Here is a 16,684-nt window from a genome sequence, read left to right as displayed (position 1 = left end):
AACTTTGATTTATGAACAAACCAGAAAGCATAGAAGACTTTTATCAGAACAAATTTAGTTTCATGCCTGATAATCTACAAAACGGCGTTGGACATTTTAACGTTTTTAAACTGGAAGATTGTTTACGGGACGACTCGAAACCGATGAGTTATAACCGCAGGGATTATTATAAGATCTGCCTTACCCGTGGTCATAATGTATACCACTACGCCGATAAAAGTATCGAGATAGACGGAACGGCATTGATCTTTTTCAACCCCCTTGTTCCTTATACCTGGGAACTGGCCAGTGGAAAACAGAGTGATGTAACCGGTTATTTCTGCATCTTTACCGAAGCTTTTTTTAAAGAAAAAATCCGTGGAAACATTGGCGATCTTCCCATGTTTGTACCCGGCGGAAACCCTGCCTATTTTTTAAATGAAAGTCAGGATGCGCAGGTAGAAGGTATTTTTGCCAAAATGTTTGAGGAGATTAATACAGATTACGTTTATAAATATGATCTTTTAAGGAATTATATCACCGAAATCACTCATTTTGCCCTAAAAACACAGCCATCAGAAGCTCTATTTAAACATACTGATGCCAATACGAGGATTACTTCGGTGTTTACAGAGTTACTGGAGCGTCAGTTTCCAATCGAAACCACCACACAAAGACTAACCATGCGTTCGGCTAAAGATTACGCTGCACAACTTTCGGTACATGTAAACCACCTGAACAGGGCCATAAAAGAGACCACCGGAAAAACGACCACAAACTATATTACCGAGCGGTTATTGAGCGAAGCAAAGGCTTTATTGAAACATACCGACTGGAATATTTCAGAAATAGGCTATTGTTTGGGCTTTGAAGAACCCACACATTTTAACAACTTTTTTAAAAAACAGACCAACCATACCCCTACTTCTTATCGAATTGTTTGAATTTCGTAATCATAAGTTTGATTGGCGTAATAAGGAGTAGCGGTTTCTGCTGTAATTTTGTATCAATAAAAAGAATAAAATTATGGGCATGAAAAAAGTTTGGTTTATTACCGGTGCTTCAAAAGGCTTAGGATTAAGTTTGGTAAATCAATTATTGAAAGCTGGACAGTCTGTTGCGGCTACCTCAAGAAACATTGATGAACTTAAAAAAGCCGTAAATGCTGATACGGGAAAATTCCTTCCACTGGCCGTTAACCTGGCTGATGAAAAAAGTGTGGAGGATGCGATTAAAGCGACCATTGCAAAATTCGAAAGGATTGATGTAGTGATCAATAATGCTGGCTACGGCATCGGGGGCAGCATTGAGGAGTTAACTGATGCCGAAACACGCAATAGTTTTGATGTAAATGTTTTCGGAACATTAAATGTAATCAGAAAAGCTTCACCTTATTTACGGGCGCAACGTTCGGGACATATCATTAACATTGCATCAATTGCGGGCATAGCCGGCGCAACAGGCTGGGCAGTTTATGCGGCAGCAAAATCGGCCGTAATCGCATTATCGGAAGTTTTGGTCGAAGACCTTAAAGAATTCGGCGTAAAAGTAACTGTTGTTGCTCCGGGTGCTTTCAGAACAAGTTTCTTAACTGCTGATTCGTTAATACTCGCTGCCAATCCTATTGCAGAATATGAAGAAGTAAGGGCAATACACAGCAAATATTTAAAAATGGACGGTCAACAGATCGGAGATCCTGAAAAAGCGGCCGCTGCAATGATCTCTTTGGCCAGTATGCCACATCCACCTGTACATTTATTACTGGGCAACGATGCTTTTCAAAGGGCAACGGCCAAAATAGACTGTTTGACGAAAGAGTTTAACAGCTGGAAGGCCATCACGATTTCGACAGATTTCGATAATTAATCAAATGCTAATGGCGAATTAGCAATCAAAAAAGAGGTTGTATTATAAATATAGAATTGTCATCCTGAGCTTGTCGAAGGACCTGCAATAAAACTGTCTAAGGCGTTTCGACAGGCTCAACGTGACAAATTTTAGAGAAACTAGTTTTATAATCCAACTTCATCAATTCATTTCATTCTAAAAAAACAATAACATGGAAAATCAAAAAGTTTGGTTTGTAACAGGTGCGTCCAAAGGTCTGGGATTAACCTTAGTAAAAACATTATTAAACAACGGCGTTAATGTTGCCGCAACTTCAAGAAATTTAAACGATTTAATTAAGGCCGTTGGCGAACACGAGAACTTTTTACCGCTAAGTGTTGATTTGATTAACGAAAACAGCGTAGAAGCAGCAGTTAGCCAAACCATTAGCAAATTCGGTCAGGTTGATGTAGTCGTAAACAACGCTGGTTATGGCATGTTAGGCGCACTGGAAGAATTAAGCGATAAAGAATCGCGTGAGAATTTTGATGTAAACGTTTTCGGTTCGTTAAACGTGATCAGAAAAGTGCTTCCGCAATTAAGGAAACAACAATCAGGTCATATTTTCAATATCTCTTCTATTGGTGGTTTTTCGGGCAACTTCCCTGGTTTCGGAATTTACTGTGCTACAAAATTTGCCGTCGTTGGTTTTACAGAATCGTTGGCTGCAGAAGTAAAATCTTTGGGTATTAAAGCAACCGTTGTTGAGCCAGGTTATTTCAGGACAGCATTTCTAACCGAAGGTTCGTTAGCTGTTCCAAGTACACCAATTGATGCTTACAAAGAAGTACGCGACTCGCAGGCTGCACACCAAAACGATATCAATAATCAACAGCCAGGCGATCCGGCTAAAGCAGTTGAGGTAATTATCGAGGCATCTAAAAGCGAAAACCCGCCGCTTCATTTATTTTTAGGTCCCGATGCTTATCAGGTAGCGGATGCAAAAATTGCAGATGTGCAAAGAGATATGGCAAACTGGAAATATCTGGCAACGGCGACCAACTTTGATGAGGTTGGAGCGTAGTATTTACAAAATCGTCATTTCGAGCGGAGTGCAACGCAATCGAGAAATCTGTCTTGTGATAGATCTTTCCCCGCCTGTAAGGACAGGCATTTCGCTGCGATTCAGTCGAGATGACGTTTTTTTTTCGGCAAGCCGTCACCCTGAATTTGTTTCAGGGTCTATCATGAAAACTGGATCTCTCCATTTTGCTGCGATTCAGTTGAAATGACGTTTTTTCTTTTGAAGTCTATCAAAGATCTTTTACGCTTTAAAATATCTCTTTCTAAACCATTGCGCCAAATTAACCAGGGCTATTAATGCAGGTACTTCTACCAGCGGACCGATTACGCCGGCAAAGGCTTGCCCCGAGTGAATTCCAAATACACCAATAGCCACAGCAATTGCCAGTTCAAAATTATTGCCCGTAGCCGTAAAAGCAATAGCAGCACTTTTGCTATAATCAGCGCCAAAATACTTACCTGTAAAGAAACTAATCACAAACATTATGGCGAAATAGATTACCAAAGGCGATGCAATTCTTAATACATCCATTGGAATCTGAACAATTAATGCTCCCTTTAAACTAAACATAACAACGATGGTAAATAACAGGGCGATTAAGGTTATAGGTGAAATCATTGGAATAAAAGTTAAGCGGAACCATTTTTCACCTTTCCATTTCGTTAATAATTGCTGACTTAAAATACCCAGCAAAAAAGGAATCCCCAAATACACCCCAACACTTTTTGCTATTTCGGCAATTGAAATATTAATGGCTAATCCTTTTAACCCGAATACCGGAGGCAAAATTGTAATAAAGAACCAGGCAAACAAACTATAAAACAAAACCTGGAAAATGCTATTCAGGGCAATTAAACCGGCTGCGTATTCACGGTTTCCGTTGGCAAGATCGTTCCAAACCACCACCATTGCAATACATCGCGCCAAACCGATCATCATTAAGCCTACCATGTACTCAGGGTAATTATGTAAAAAAGTAATCGCCAGAAAAAACATCAATAGCGGCCCAATTATCCAATTTAGAACGAGCGAAGCACTTAATACCCTGATATTTTTAAATACCCCACCTATTCTCCGGTAATCAACTTTCGCCAAAGGTGGATACATCATCAGGATTAAACCAATAGCCAAAGGAATATTTGTAATTCCACTTGAAAAAGAATTAATCCACACAGCGGAAGAAGGGAATAAAGATCCCAACCCCACTCCTAATAGCATGAATAAAAAAATCCAAAGGGTTAAATAGCGATCTAAAAAGCTTAGATTTTTAGCCTTAGTTGCCGGAGAACAAACATTTTCCGGCATACTAACTTTTTAAATTCTCGTTTACGAACTCCTGCATATAGGTCTTGATCAGCTCCCTTGTACTTCTGAACTGCGCCATAATTTCGGCTTCGGTGCCCATTGCTTTTGCCGGATCGGGAAAGTTATGGTGTAATTTTATGGCCTTTGTGGGGAAATACGGACAACTCTCTTTCGCGTGATCACAAACTGTTATCACATAATCGAAAGGCACATCGAAATACTCCTCAATATTATTCGATGTTTGTCCTGAAATATCGATTCCGTCTTCGGCCATTATTTTTATTGCCCTTGGGTTAACGCCATGAACTTCAATCCCGGCACTGTAGATTTTTGCATTATTTTGAGCAAAGTACTTTAAGTATCCCTCCGCAAGTTGACTACGGCAACTATTTCCGGTGCAAAGCACCAATACATTTTTCATTGATATAAATTTTATTAACTAACAACAACCACTACCTGGTGTACAGCTGTTCTGATCAGCTGCCAGATTAATCAATTCGATCTTTCTTTTTTCAGTTTGAACAGGTGCGCAACATTCTTCACCGGTTTCTGTGGTGCCGCAACTTCCGCCACGACTAATGGCTTTGCATTGTGTGGCATCGGGTGTTAAATTTATAACCAGGTTATCACCATCAACTATAAATTCAGCCGGATACATTTGTCTGGTATCAAATTCTGAATTACCAAATTCGATTTTAACAATACCTTTGGGGTTTAAAGCCAACTTACTTTCTACCAGATCGATAATTGACAACGCTTTTTTCACCTGCATGGCCCTGCCTTCTTCCTCTTCTGTAGGTTCCCATAGCTGCACAATAATTTCTGTCCAGGCGTTCATCACCCCTCCGCAATCAACTGACGTAATCGGTGCCTGTTTAATTTCTGTGATGTGATAATTGGCCTTTACCCACTTATTTCGGGCATATTGAAACTGTAAAATCAGCTCGGGATGTTGTTGAAGTTCAGCTTTAAAGCTGCTCCATTCGATTGAAAATTTATTAATCATAATATTGCAATTTAACGATTGATTTAGGTAAAAAATTTTAACAGCAGTTTTGTTCGCCTTTATAAGAAGTGAAGAAATCGCCCAATCGATTTTGAAGTAATTTCCATGTTTTAGGTTCGATACAATAACAGATGCTAACCCCTTCTATGGTGCCCTGTATAATGCCGGCATTTTTAAGTTCTTTTAAATGTTGCGAAATGGTTGCCTGTGCCAAGCCCAGCTCTTCAACCAGATCGCCGCAAATGCAGGTATTTAATTTAAGAATGCGTTGAAGAATGGCTATCCTTGCCGGATGTGCCATCGCTTTTAGCAATGCCGCCATTTGGTTTTGTTCTTCAGAGAAGATTTCGGTTTTGGTAAGTCCCATAATTTCGTATCGCAATATTACGATAGATATTTTAAAAATCAAAACTTTATTTTAATTTTCAGTTTCATCAAAAACAGATTATCTACAGAAAGAGTTAATGTTTCTTAGCCACGGAGGCATAGAAATTTGGTTGATAATTGCATCTAACTAATAGATTCAAGAGCAAAGTCGTCATTTTGACAGAAAATCATTGGAGTGCCTATCTATAACGGAATGGTGAGAGATCCAATCTTTCATAAAAGACCCTGAAACAAGTTCAGAGTGACGACTCCCTACAACGATCGTCATCTCGAGCGAAGCAAAGCGGAACACTGTTGTGGTTCTCTACTGTTTTGCTCTCGCTACCATTGACGCTATTTTTTAAATACATATAAATTAGTACTTTTTTCATTTGTGCATTTCCACCCAGCTAGGCCACAGCACAATATCTCCGATCTATTTAATTCCGGCCTAATAAATTTTTCAGGTTCCACTAACCCCGCCTACATACTGGCTTTGAAAGAAAAATTTTCAGCCGGCGTTTTATTAATAAGCTGTTTATCTTTTTTATTTGCATTAATGAGCTCGGCAAGCCTCGGTTTTGGTTCTTTTTGACGCCAAAAGAAGGAGCCCTCCGGCGGTGGCGGACCTGTACCGATTTTTCATCGGTAGCCGAAGCAAGGCTATGCTGTTGGCAAAAAAATCAATTATATACATTGCTTATATTGACATTTACAAAAAAACTATTCTTCGAAATGACAACATCCGAAGAGAAAATAAAAAAACCGTTAACTAAATTAGTCAACGGTTTAATTTGTACAGGGATGAGAAAAATTATTTTTTAGGTTTCGGGCTCATGTAAAAAGTAAGCTTTCCACCACTGGTGATATCTGCATGTTTGATTTTATGATCGGTAATTTCTTTGCCGTTCAATAAAACTTTTTCTACATATACATTTTTGTCGCTTTGTTTGATGGCTTCAACAGTGAAGGTTTTGCCATTTTCTAAATTGATTACTGCATTGTTAACCAACGGACTACCTAACGAATACACATCAGAACCTGGGGCCACCGGATAAAATCCTAAAGAAGAGAACATGTACCAGGCGCTCATTTGTCCGCAATCGTCGTTTCCACCTAAACCATCAGCAGTAGGTTTATACTGCATATTTAAAATGTGGCGAACCTGTGCCTGTGTTTTCCATGGCTGATCGGTCCAGTTGTAAAAGTATACAATGTGGTGTGCCGGTTCGTTTCCATGAACATAACCGCCAATAATACCTTCGCGGGTAATATCTTCAGTATGTGCAAAAAACTCATCAGGTAAATGCATGGTAAATAAAGTATCTAAACGCGTTGCGAATTTCTTTTTACCGCCCATCATTTCTATCAGCGAAGCCGGATCCTGTGGAACGAAGAAACTATAATTCCAGCTGTTTCCTTCAATAAAACCCTGTCCTTCGGTATCTTTCGGATCAAACTGCTTTTTAAAAGTTCCATCTGCCAGTTTCGGGCGCATAAAACCCGAAGCGCTATCGTAATTGTTCTTCCAATTGTTAGAACGTTTGATAAACTCGTCGTAAACATCCATGCGGTTCAGTTTCTTGGCCAATTGTGCAATAGACCAATCATCGTACGAATATTCTAAGTTATTGGAAACAGAAATCCCCGATTTTTCGGCAGGGATATAACCCTTATCCATATAATAGCCGATGCCTTCGTAATCGCGGTGTTTAGCTGTTGCGATACAGGCATCCAATGCTTTATTCGGATCGCCGGTATAGGTACCTTTTATGATGGCGTCAGAAATTACCGAAACACTGTGGTAACCACTCATACACCAGTTATCGTTGGCATAGTGCGACCAAATGGGCAACATGTGCAAACTGCTCTGATCGTAATGCGCCAACATTGATTTCACCATGTCGTTACTGCGTGCCGGCTGTGTAATATTAAAGAACGGGTGTAAAGCACGGTAAGTATCCCATAGTGAGAATGTGGTGTAATTGGTAAAACCATCTGCTTTATGTACGCCCTGATCTAAACCTTTATATTCGCCGTTAACATCAGTATAGGTTGTTGGGTTAATGTAGGCATGATATAAAGCGGTATAAAAGTTTATTTTATTATCGTTTGAGGTTGTTACCTGAATTTTGTTCAGTTCTTTATTCCAGGTAGCCTGCGCCTGTGCTTTTACTTTCTCGAAATCCCAGCCCGAAATTTCTGCACGCATATTCTCTAAAGCATTTTCCTGACTAACAGGCGATAAAGCAAATTTAATTTTAACCTTCTCCCCTTCCTGTGTATCAAAATCGAAGAACATTTTTAACTTCTTGCCTGCAATTTCAGGGAAGTTCTGATCCTGGTTAAATTTACCCCAGAAACCCCTGTAAGCCTGTTTAGCATCGTAGCTTTTGCGTCCGTAGCTTTTAAAAGGCTTAGAAAAACTTATGGCGAAATAAACAGTCCTGGTTCTGGCCCAGCCATAAGTTTGGCGGTAACCGGTAACCAAAGTATCGTTTACCACGCGAACATACGTCCAAACGGTTTTATCTTCGTAGTTGTAGATACCTGCCATTAAATCGAGAATAATATGCGATTGATCCGATTTAGGAAAAGTATACTGGTGCATCCCTACCCTGGTGGTTGAGGTGAGTTCTGCGGTAATGTTATCGTCATCCAGTTTTACTTTGTAGTAACCAGCTTCTGCAACCTCGTTGGCATGCGAATATGCAGAACGGTAACCACCCTTAGGATTTGATGCAACACCAGGATTTAACTGTAGTTTCCCCTGTGTTGGCATGATCAGGAAATCGCCCAGATCAGAGTGGCCTGTGCCGCTGAAATGCGTGTGGCTGAAACCGGTGATGGTTTTATCTTCATATTTGTAACCTGCGCAGTATTTATATACATCGCCATTGTATTTGCCGTTTACTTCATAAGATAAAGTATCGGTTTCGGGACTTAATTGTACGGCGCCAAAGGGAACGGTTGCACCCGGATAGGTATGCCCCATTTTTGAGGTACCGATAATGGGCTTTACATACTGCACCAGATTCTGCTGTGCCGATACCATCATGGATGAAAGCAAAAGACAAGGCAGGATAACTTTTTTGATCATATTGATTTAAAATTAGCTTGTTTGTTGAAAATTCTAAGGTATAAATTTATCTTCAAATATGCATAAAACGCAAGACTAAAACGTTTAAGTAAAACAAAAAATACATTTCAGATTCCTGAAGGTACAATTTATTGCGGATTTTATTGAAACCTCACAGTTTTTTTAAAACCTGCTTGGTTTATGCACTTACACTACAAGCTTTGTTAAATAAACCTGATAGAATGGAAAGCCCGGAACGAAGCATGAGTGAGGACTTGGAGGGATAGCAGGACTGCCGGCAGCCATCAACACCAAACCCATCCTTTTCAAAAAATATTGATCACCTAAGCTACCTTAGCATAACGAAGAGATAAACATAAGCAATTTGACAACCGCTTTTTACAAGTAACTGACTTCCTTTAATTAATTTCAGCTAAATAAACCTTATTTTTGCATCCTTATATTTTTAAGATGAGTAAACACGGTAGAATTCTGGTTGCCATGAGTGGCGGGGTTGATAGTTCGGTAGCGGCTGTAATGTTGCATGAGCAGGGCTATGAGGTTATTGGCTTAACCATGAAGACCTGGGATTATGCCAGCTCTGGCGGTAGCAGTAAAGAAACCGGCTGTTGCTCGCTGGATAGCATTAATGACGCCCGTACACTTGCAGTAAACTATGGTTTTCCGCATTATATTTTAGATATCCGCGACGAATTTGGTGATTATGTAATCGACAATTTTGTGGATGAATACCTGGCAGGAAGAACACCAAACCCATGTGTATTGTGTAATACCCATATTAAATGGGAAGCGCTTTTAAAACGTGCCAATAAACTGGATTGCGAATTTATAGCCACCGGGCATTATGCCAATATACGCCAGCAAGATAGCGGCCGTTATGTTATTTCGAAAGGAAAAGACGAAAATAAAGATCAGTCTTATGTATTGTGGGGTGTTTCGCAAGAGAACCTTTCGCGTACAAAATTCCCATTGGGCAGTTTCGCCAAATCGGAAATCAGGCAGATGGCTTTGGATATGGGACAAGAAGAACTGGCCAAAAAATCGGAGAGTTACGAAATCTGTTTCGTACCGGATAACGATTACAGGGCTTTCTTAAAACATAAAGTAGAAGATTTAGAAGACAGAGTTGCCGGCGGAAATTTCATTTTAAGCAATGGAATGGTGGTTGGCCAACATAAAGGTTATCCTTTTTATACCATCGGTCAACGTAAAGGTTTGGGTGTGGCATTCGGAGAGCCGATGTTTGTAACCCAGATTTTGCCAGAAAGCAATACCGTGGTTTTAGGCAGGGCTGAAGAACTTGAACGTAAAGAAGCCATGGTTCGTAATTTAAACCTGGTTAAATATGCCAGCATTGAAGAACCAATGAATGATGTGATTACAAAAATCCGTTATAAAGATGCGGGTATGTTAAGTACAATTGTTCAGGAGAAAGATAAAATGCGAGTAGTGTTCGATCATAATGTTTCGGCAATTGCACCAGGTCAATCGGCTGTGTTTTACGAAGGAAACGATTTATTGGGTGGCGGGTTTTTGATTTAAAAAACTATCTATCTACAACTTAAATAGCAATCATCATGTTGTTCTGATTTTAACATTGGAATCAGCATCTTAATAATAGTTCCATGAAACTCGTCATCTCGACCGAAACGTCCCGAATATTCGGGAGAGAGATCTATCTCGAGGCAGATTTCTCGACTGCGTTGCACTCCGCTCGAAATGACGGTATTTATTAAGAGTGTACTTATTAAATACTCCGTTAGTAAAATTGATCTTTATGCAATAAATTCAAACTCAAATGAAGGTATGAATTGAGCTATCGTGAACAAAGAGGGCTTTGCAAATTAACTACTCAATCCCTTTAAAAACATTAATCGCAGCGGTTTTCCATTGGAGGTAACCTAAATTGCCGCAAATCTGTGTTACAAAATCTTCTACTTCTTCCGGAACATCGTTAACCACGCGCCACCTGATTTTATATTTTGGGTTATAACTTACATAAACCACCACATCATCGCTCCGCTGCCCAATGGCATTTAAATGCTGTAAATGAATATCCTGCAGATCTGCCGCAGCAATCCTCAATCTTTCATTCATAATTTTGCCCAATGAAGCATCCGGCCTGAAATCGGTTTCAAATATCGGTAAAACAGTAACAGTCATAAAAAAATATTAACCAACAAACCTGGCATAAAGCCTTTTGTTTAAAATAATCAATTCAATATGCCAATTTATCCTCTTGTTATCACTTAACATATCATTATCATCAAAACAAATATACTAAAAATATTAGTATTCAAAACTATTAATATACTTTTTTTAGTAAAAATTAGAAATTAATAATGATAGATAGGGCTCCATAAAGGTTAATAACTTTAGTATTGTGCATAACTCCCGTAAACATCTGATAACGAGATGAGTTATTGATATAATAAAAATAGAGCTTATGAAAAAGTGCATCTATGTGGTAGAAGATAATCCGAATATCAGAGAAATTATCGAATTCCTATTGATTGAGGAACTTTATGAAGTAAGAACCTGTCCCAATACCAACGATTTCTGGCTTCAGATGAATAAACACATACCAGATATGGTAATTTTAGACATTATGTTACCTGACGGGAACGGACTGGATATCTGTAATAGCTTAAAACGAAACATTAAAACGCACGATATCCCGGTAATGATGATGTCGGCGAACAATCATTTGAATGCAGTTAAGGCGAAATGTGACGCAGAGGATTTTATCAATAAACCCTTTGACCTGAATGACTTTGCAAGCAGAGTAGAAAAATATTTGGCAGCTTAATTTAGTCCAAAGTCAATAATATAAATTATAATAGGTCGTCAATTCGGCTGAAGCAAAGTGAAACGGCCTTTTGTGTGGCCAGGGAGAGATCTATTAGATTTCCCGACTACGCTGCGCTCCGCTCGAAATGACGACCTCGTGTGATGAACTAATAAGGTTAAAGTGCTATACTTTCGATCGCTTTTTCCAGCGCCACTTCTTTAAGATCCGGCACACTTAAACCTTCTGCCCTGTAAACGGTAACATCGGTCATACCCAGAAAACCCAGTACAGATCTTAGATAAGATTCGGTAAAATCATAAGCTTTCATTGGTCCATCCGAATATACACCACCAGATGAAATGGCCAAATACAGCTTTTTGTTTTTAACCAGACCTTGCGGACCGTTTTCAGAATAACTGAAAGTCTGGCCGGCGCGTGCAATGTGATCGATCCATGATTTTAAAGTTGACGGAATACCAAAGTTATACAACGGCACGCCGATTACCAGTACATCCGCATCTTTAAGTTGCGCAATCGCCTCGTCCGAATGTTTTATGGCTTCTGCAAATTCTGGAGTATGGTTTTCTTTCGGTGTAAAGAAAGAATTAATGTGAACTTCCTCTAAATGCGGGAATGGCGATTCGGCTAAATTACGTGTAGTTAAAGTACTATCAGGATTTGCAGCCTGTAATTTTTCTACTATGGCATTTCCCAGTTTAATACTGAAAGATGCTCCGCCCCTTGGGCTTGATATAAGATGTAATATTTTCATTTTTTTTTGCCTTTTTGTGCATGGCAAAATTATAGATACGAAGTATCAAAAAGCTATTACTATACCAAAGGATAGCGCTATCCTTTAGCATAGCAGCTATGCTTTTAAACGAAAAAAGGGAGCTGATCCTGTTACGATGCTCCCTTTTAAAACTATATTTCCATTATAAAATGAGTTACTGAATGATCTTCACCCTCTACCTTTCTACCTTAAACCTTCCACCTTTCAACTTTTATTTAACCTGTTCAATTACTGCAACAAAACCACCGTCTTTTACCATATTGATATCGATGGTTTCGCCAGCTTTAATTGGTTTTACAATGCGTTTAAAATCCATAGCCTGAAAATCAGCATTAATACCATCTTTGATCAAGGTTATCTGATAATTGGTATTTGCTTTTAAGAAACCGGCTTCAATTTTAAGGTCGTGTTTTTGATCATTACCCATTGCGCCGATATACCATTTTTCGCCTTTGCGTTTAGCGGTAACAATGTATTCGCCTACGCTTGCCTCCAAAATTCTGGTTTCATCCCAGGTTACGGGAACATTTGTAATGAATGAAGTAGTTTCGGGTTCGCGTAAATAATTGAACGGATTATCGGCCAGCATCTGAAAACCACTTTCGAACACGATGTACATCGCCAGTTGATGTGCCCTTGTACCAATGCTCATGGTATTTACCCAGCTTGGTTTGTAATCCTGTTTGTGTGCCGAGCGCATCGCCCCGGGCGTATAATCCATCGGCCCTACCGCATTACGGAGAAAAGGCAAAAATAAGTTGTTATTCGGGGTAGCCAATCCGCCCCCGATATTCTGTTCCATCCCGATTACCCCTTCGTACGACAGTACATTCGGGTATGCAACCTCTAATCCGGCAGGTTTAAATGCACCATGAAAATCGACTAAAATATGGTGTTTTGCAGCTTCTTTTGCTACGCGGGTATAATAGTTCACCATCCACTGGTCGCTCCTGTCCATAAAATCGATTTTTACCCCTGCAATGCCCCATTTTTCGAGTGTTTCGAAAATGTTGAAGTTGTTTTCAACTGCCAGCCACGTAAACCACAGCACAATCTTTACATTTTTCTGCTTGCCATAAGCAATCAGCTCCTGCAGGTTAATGGTAGGATTAGGTTCGAAAGGATTTAAGGTGGTTTTAGCCCAGCCTTCGTCCATAATGATGTAAGGAATACCAAATTTTGAAGCAAAATCGATATAATATTTATAGGTATCCTGGTTGTAGCCAGATTTAAAATCAACACCATAAACATAGGCATTGTGCCACCATTCCCAGGTAACCTGACCTGGTTTTATCCATTTGGTATCCTGCAACTGGTTGGGCGTGCTTAATTTATACACCATCTGGTTGGCCGCCAATTGGGTATCTTTATCAGTAATTACCAAAAAACGCCATGGAAATGATCTTTTCCCCGTTGTTTTGGCAATATAACCGGCTTCCTTTAAAATTTTCTTGCTCCTGTCGCCATCTTCTCCAAAAACCAAGGGCACTTTCGGGAAAACAGCATCTATAGCTTTATTATCAATTGCTTTTACAAACAAACAGGGATAATCATAAAGATCAGCTTCGGATAATAAAGCTTTGTACTTGCCTGTATTAAATAAAATCGGCAATACACTCATTTTATTCTTATCAACCTTACCAAGTTCGTTCTGGCGGTAAAGAATTTCGTAAGAGGTTTTAAAACCACCGGTTTCGAGATAGGCCGTTTTAACATCATCATTGAAATTAATATGAACATCTTCGCTGTTTACGATAACAGAATCTTTTTTATTGGTAATGAAACGGTAGGCAATCCCATCATTATATGCGCGAAATTCTACACTGAAATCGCCTTTAAAATCGAGTTTTAGGAGGTTATAATGATTTACCACTGTGCTGTTTTTAAGCGGAATTACGGGATTTGAGCTGCTATTGACTGTGGAAAATGTTTTTTTGATCAGTTTGGCATTGGCCCCAAGCTGAGCCTGATCTAAATTTAGCTGAAGATAAGAATTGGTTAAAAAAGGATCGCCGTTAAAGGTAAGTGAATAACTGATCCTGTCGTTAACGTTTACGGATACTTTTATGCGTTTGTCGGGCGACGACAGTTCAATCGGTGCACTGAAGAGCTTTGCTGTACACAAGAGCAATAAAATGAAGAGTGATAATGGTTTTTTCATACTTGATTAGGTTTTTTGTGTGTTCAACGAATTACATAAATCGTTTTAGTTATTTAAAGTTAAAAAAGTTCCTGAAATGGCAACAATTTTATTAAATAATACTTTTACAACATTAAGGGGTTAACATTTTAAACTTTCACTAAACTTAATCCTTCCGCAACCTGTTCTATTATAAAAGAACATACCATGGAAAATCAAGAAAATAATCAACCGGAAGAAGAAATTCAAAATATCGAACAGTTTCAGATTAACCGTTCGCAGGGAAATGCCGCTGAAGGCCATGCTGCTCCCGAACCTGAAGAGGATGCAACATACACTGAAGATGAAGTGCCATTTGCCGATGGAGAAGGAACTCAGTTAAATGAAGAAATTGATGGACCTGATGACGAGGAGGATGATGAAGGGGAGGAAACCGATGATTACAATGAATCGGACATTGAGGAACTGGATAACGATCCAAACGCTTATGATGAAGATGATAGCGAAATGCTTTAACACTTTATCTTTTAAAGATAAATGCCAGATTGATCAACAGTCTGGCATTTTTTTTATCTAAATAATGATGATCCGCAATATTTACAGAATAAAGCATCACTATCATGCCCTTCCCTGCTGCAGCTAGGGCACGATTCGGGTAGTTCCTTTTTCTGCCTGGCTGCAAGTGCAATATCATGGGTAATAATCCCGGTAGGAACGGCAATAATGGCATAACCGATCAGCATTACCACCGAAGCCACAAATTTACCCAGTGGCGTAATGGGCGAGATATCGCCATAACCAACGGTTGTAATGGTTACAATGGCCCAGTAAATGCTTTCGGGTATGTTCGAAAATCCATTTTCACGTTTTTCTACCAGGTACATTACAGAACCAAGAATTACCGTAATGGTTAAAACCGTTAACAGGAATATGCTGATTTTACGGACACTGTTTTTTAAGGCTGTGGTTAAAAAATTGATTTCCGTTAAAAAATGTCCGAGCTTAAAAATCCTGAAAACCCGGAGCAATCTTAAAGCCCTGAAAACCAATAAAGATTGTGCACCGATAAAAAATATGCTTAAATATGATGGCAGTAAAGCCACCAAGTCAATAATTCCCAGCGGACTGAATACATATTTGATTGGTTTCCGGATACTGACTAACCGCAAGATATATTCTATAGTAAAAAGCGCTGCAAAAATCCATTCGGTAATATTGAACAGTTTGCCATATTTTAAATGAATACTCTGTACACTATCGAGCATTACCACAATAATACTCGAAAAAATGGCGATCAACAGGCCAACATCAAAAGCTTTACCTGCCGGGGTATTCGATTCGTAAATTACCTCGTGCAGTTTAAACCGCCAGTCTTTTGGTTGATCTGATTCCATTGCGTTATATTTAGGTTAAAGATAAGGATTAACCGTTTACCACTTCCCCACCGTTTACATGCATCACCTGCCCGGTAATAAAAGAAGCGTCATCAGAAGCGAGGAAAACATAAGCCGGACCTAATTCAGAAGGTTGCCCTGCCCTTTCCATTGCTGTTTCAGACCCGAATGATTTAATTTTCTTTTCATCAAATGTAGATACGATTAAGGGTGTCCATACCGGTCCCGGTGCTACCGCATTTACACGGATACCGGTTTTGGCAAGGTTGGTGGCCAGCGAGCGTGTAAAAGAAGTGATTGCGCCCTTAGTTGATGAATAATCGATCAGGTTCGGCGACGAACGGTAAGCCGTTACCGAAGTGGTATTGATGATGGTGTCGCCGGCGCTAAAATGCTCCAGTACCTCGTGCGCAAAATAGAAATAACCGAATATATTGGTACGAAAAGTATCTTCCAGCTGTTTATCATCAATTTTCTTGGGGTCTTTCTGTGGCACCTGCATTCCGGCATTGTTAACCAAAATATTAATCTTTCCGAATTTTTTAAGGGTAGATTCTACTGCCTTCTTGCAGAATGCGGGCTTTTTTACATCGCCTTTAATTAGCAAACACTTTTTACCTTCTGCCTCAACCATTTTTTGGGTTTCTTTAGCATCAATATCTTCATCAAAGTAAACAATGGCTACATCCGCGCCTTCCCTTGCAAAATGCACCGCTACCGAACGCCCGATTCCGCTATCTCCGCCAGTGATCAGCGCCACTTTATCGTTTAATTTTCCTGCACCTTTATAATCTGCTTTGATCACTTCGGGTTTAGGATTCATTTTGGCTTCAATCCCAGGTTGCCGGTTCTGTTTAGCTGGTGTCTTTTGAGTTTTCATCTTAATGGCTTTATCCGTT

16 protein-coding genes are annotated in these 16,684 nt (G+C 39.5%); 6 read left to right on the top strand and 10 right to left on the bottom strand.

The features are described 5' to 3' along the window. The first annotated feature begins 11 nt into the window (after positions 1 to 11). The 3 genes from DRW42_RS10650 to DRW42_RS10640 all read left to right on the top strand — a co-directional run bounded on the left by DRW42_RS10650 (position 12) and on the right by DRW42_RS10640 (position 2,890). Entirely contained in the window at positions 12 to 923 is a 912-nt protein-coding gene (locus tag DRW42_RS10650) for a helix-turn-helix domain-containing protein (protein WP_113948813.1), read from the top strand. An 88-nt stretch (positions 924 to 1,011) separates the two neighbouring features. After that, positions 1,012 to 1,845: an SDR family NAD(P)-dependent oxidoreductase gene (locus DRW42_RS10645; protein WP_341866228.1), complete on the top strand. Its 834-nt coding sequence runs from the start codon at positions 1,012 to 1,014 to the stop codon at positions 1,843 to 1,845. A 193-nt stretch (positions 1,846 to 2,038) separates the two neighbouring features. Next, entirely contained in the window at positions 2,039 to 2,890 is an 852-nt protein-coding gene (locus DRW42_RS10640) for an SDR family oxidoreductase (protein WP_113948811.1), read from the top strand. A 240-nt stretch (positions 2,891 to 3,130) separates the two neighbouring features. On the opposite strand, the gene arsB is transcribed toward DRW42_RS10640, so the two are convergent. From arsB to DRW42_RS10610, 5 genes are all read right to left on the bottom strand, one after another. Next, positions 3,131 to 4,195 (bottom strand): ACR3 family arsenite efflux transporter, encoded by a 1,065-nt coding sequence (gene arsB / locus DRW42_RS10635; RefSeq protein ID WP_113948810.1) that lies wholly within the window; start codon positions 4,193 to 4,195, stop codon positions 3,131 to 3,133. Between the two features lies 1 nt (position 4,196). Further along, entirely contained in the window at positions 4,197 to 4,616 is a 420-nt protein-coding gene (locus DRW42_RS10630) for an arsenate reductase ArsC (protein ID WP_113948809.1), read from the bottom strand. Positions 4,617 to 4,634: 18 nt separating this feature from the next. After that, positions 4,635 to 5,201: a DUF6428 family protein gene (locus tag DRW42_RS10625; protein ID WP_113948808.1), complete on the bottom strand. Its 567-nt coding sequence runs from the start codon at positions 5,199 to 5,201 to the stop codon at positions 4,635 to 4,637. A gap of 37 nt (positions 5,202 to 5,238) precedes the next feature. Beyond that, entirely contained in the window at positions 5,239 to 5,568 is a 330-nt protein-coding gene (locus DRW42_RS10620; protein WP_113948807.1) for an ArsR/SmtB family transcription factor, read from the bottom strand. Between the two features lie 813 nt (positions 5,569 to 6,381). Then, positions 6,382 to 8,667: a GH92 family glycosyl hydrolase gene (locus DRW42_RS10610; RefSeq protein WP_113948805.1), complete on the bottom strand. Its 2,286-nt coding sequence runs from the start codon at positions 8,665 to 8,667 to the stop codon at positions 6,382 to 6,384. Positions 8,668 to 9,117: 450 nt separating this feature from the next. Here DRW42_RS10610 and mnmA point away from each other — a divergent pair, with 450 nt between their 5' ends. Beyond that, positions 9,118 to 10,209, top strand: coding sequence for a tRNA 2-thiouridine(34) synthase MnmA (gene mnmA, locus DRW42_RS10605; RefSeq protein WP_113948804.1), 1,092 nt, complete (start codon positions 9,118 to 9,120; stop codon positions 10,207 to 10,209). A gap of 306 nt (positions 10,210 to 10,515) precedes the next feature. Here the strand turns inward: mnmA and DRW42_RS10600 are convergent, their stop codons facing one another. Then, the gene (locus tag DRW42_RS10600; protein ID WP_113948803.1) at positions 10,516 to 10,830 is read right to left on the bottom strand and encodes a hypothetical protein; all 315 of its coding nucleotides are present in this window, start codon (positions 10,828 to 10,830) and stop codon (positions 10,516 to 10,518) included. Between the two features lie 283 nt (positions 10,831 to 11,113). Between DRW42_RS10600 and DRW42_RS10595 the strand changes: the two genes are divergently transcribed. Further along, positions 11,114 to 11,476 (top strand): response regulator transcription factor, encoded by a 363-nt coding sequence (locus DRW42_RS10595; protein WP_113948802.1) that lies wholly within the window; start codon positions 11,114 to 11,116, stop codon positions 11,474 to 11,476. Positions 11,477 to 11,633: 157 nt separating this feature from the next. Here the strand turns inward: DRW42_RS10595 and DRW42_RS10590 are convergent, their stop codons facing one another. Both DRW42_RS10590 and DRW42_RS10585 read right to left on the bottom strand, forming a co-directional pair. Then, positions 11,634 to 12,230: an FMN-dependent NADH-azoreductase gene (locus DRW42_RS10590; protein ID WP_113948801.1), complete on the bottom strand. Its 597-nt coding sequence runs from the start codon at positions 12,228 to 12,230 to the stop codon at positions 11,634 to 11,636. Positions 12,231 to 12,462: 232 nt separating this feature from the next. Further along, the gene (locus DRW42_RS10585; RefSeq protein ID WP_113948800.1) at positions 12,463 to 14,412 is read right to left on the bottom strand and encodes a glycoside hydrolase family 97 protein; all 1,950 of its coding nucleotides are present in this window, start codon (positions 14,410 to 14,412) and stop codon (positions 12,463 to 12,465) included. 186 nt (positions 14,413 to 14,598) lie between these two features. Here DRW42_RS10585 and DRW42_RS10580 point away from each other — a divergent pair, with 186 nt between their 5' ends. Then, a complete protein-coding gene (locus DRW42_RS10580) occupies positions 14,599 to 14,907 on the top strand; it encodes a hypothetical protein (protein ID WP_113948799.1) in 309 nt (102 codons plus the stop codon). Positions 14,908 to 14,960: 53 nt separating this feature from the next. Here DRW42_RS10580 and DRW42_RS10575 read toward each other — a convergent pair whose 3' ends face one another. Both DRW42_RS10575 and DRW42_RS10570 read right to left on the bottom strand, forming a co-directional pair. Beyond that, complete coding sequence (locus DRW42_RS10575) at positions 14,961 to 15,785, bottom strand: ion transporter (protein ID WP_113948798.1); 825 nt, start codon at positions 15,783 to 15,785, stop codon at positions 14,961 to 14,963. Between the two features lie 28 nt (positions 15,786 to 15,813). Beyond that, positions 15,814 to 16,665, bottom strand: a complete 852-nt coding sequence (locus DRW42_RS10570; RefSeq protein WP_113948797.1) for an SDR family oxidoreductase — start codon at positions 16,663 to 16,665, stop codon at positions 15,814 to 15,816. Positions 16,666 to 16,684 lie beyond the last annotated feature (19 nt).

The organism is Pedobacter miscanthi, from assembly GCF_003315595.1.
GTDB classification, from domain to species: Bacteria; Bacteroidota; Bacteroidia; order Sphingobacteriales; family Sphingobacteriaceae; genus Pedobacter; species Pedobacter miscanthi.
The sequence above is the reverse complement of the archived record's forward strand: the minus strand, read 5'-3'. Positions and strand labels throughout refer to the sequence as shown.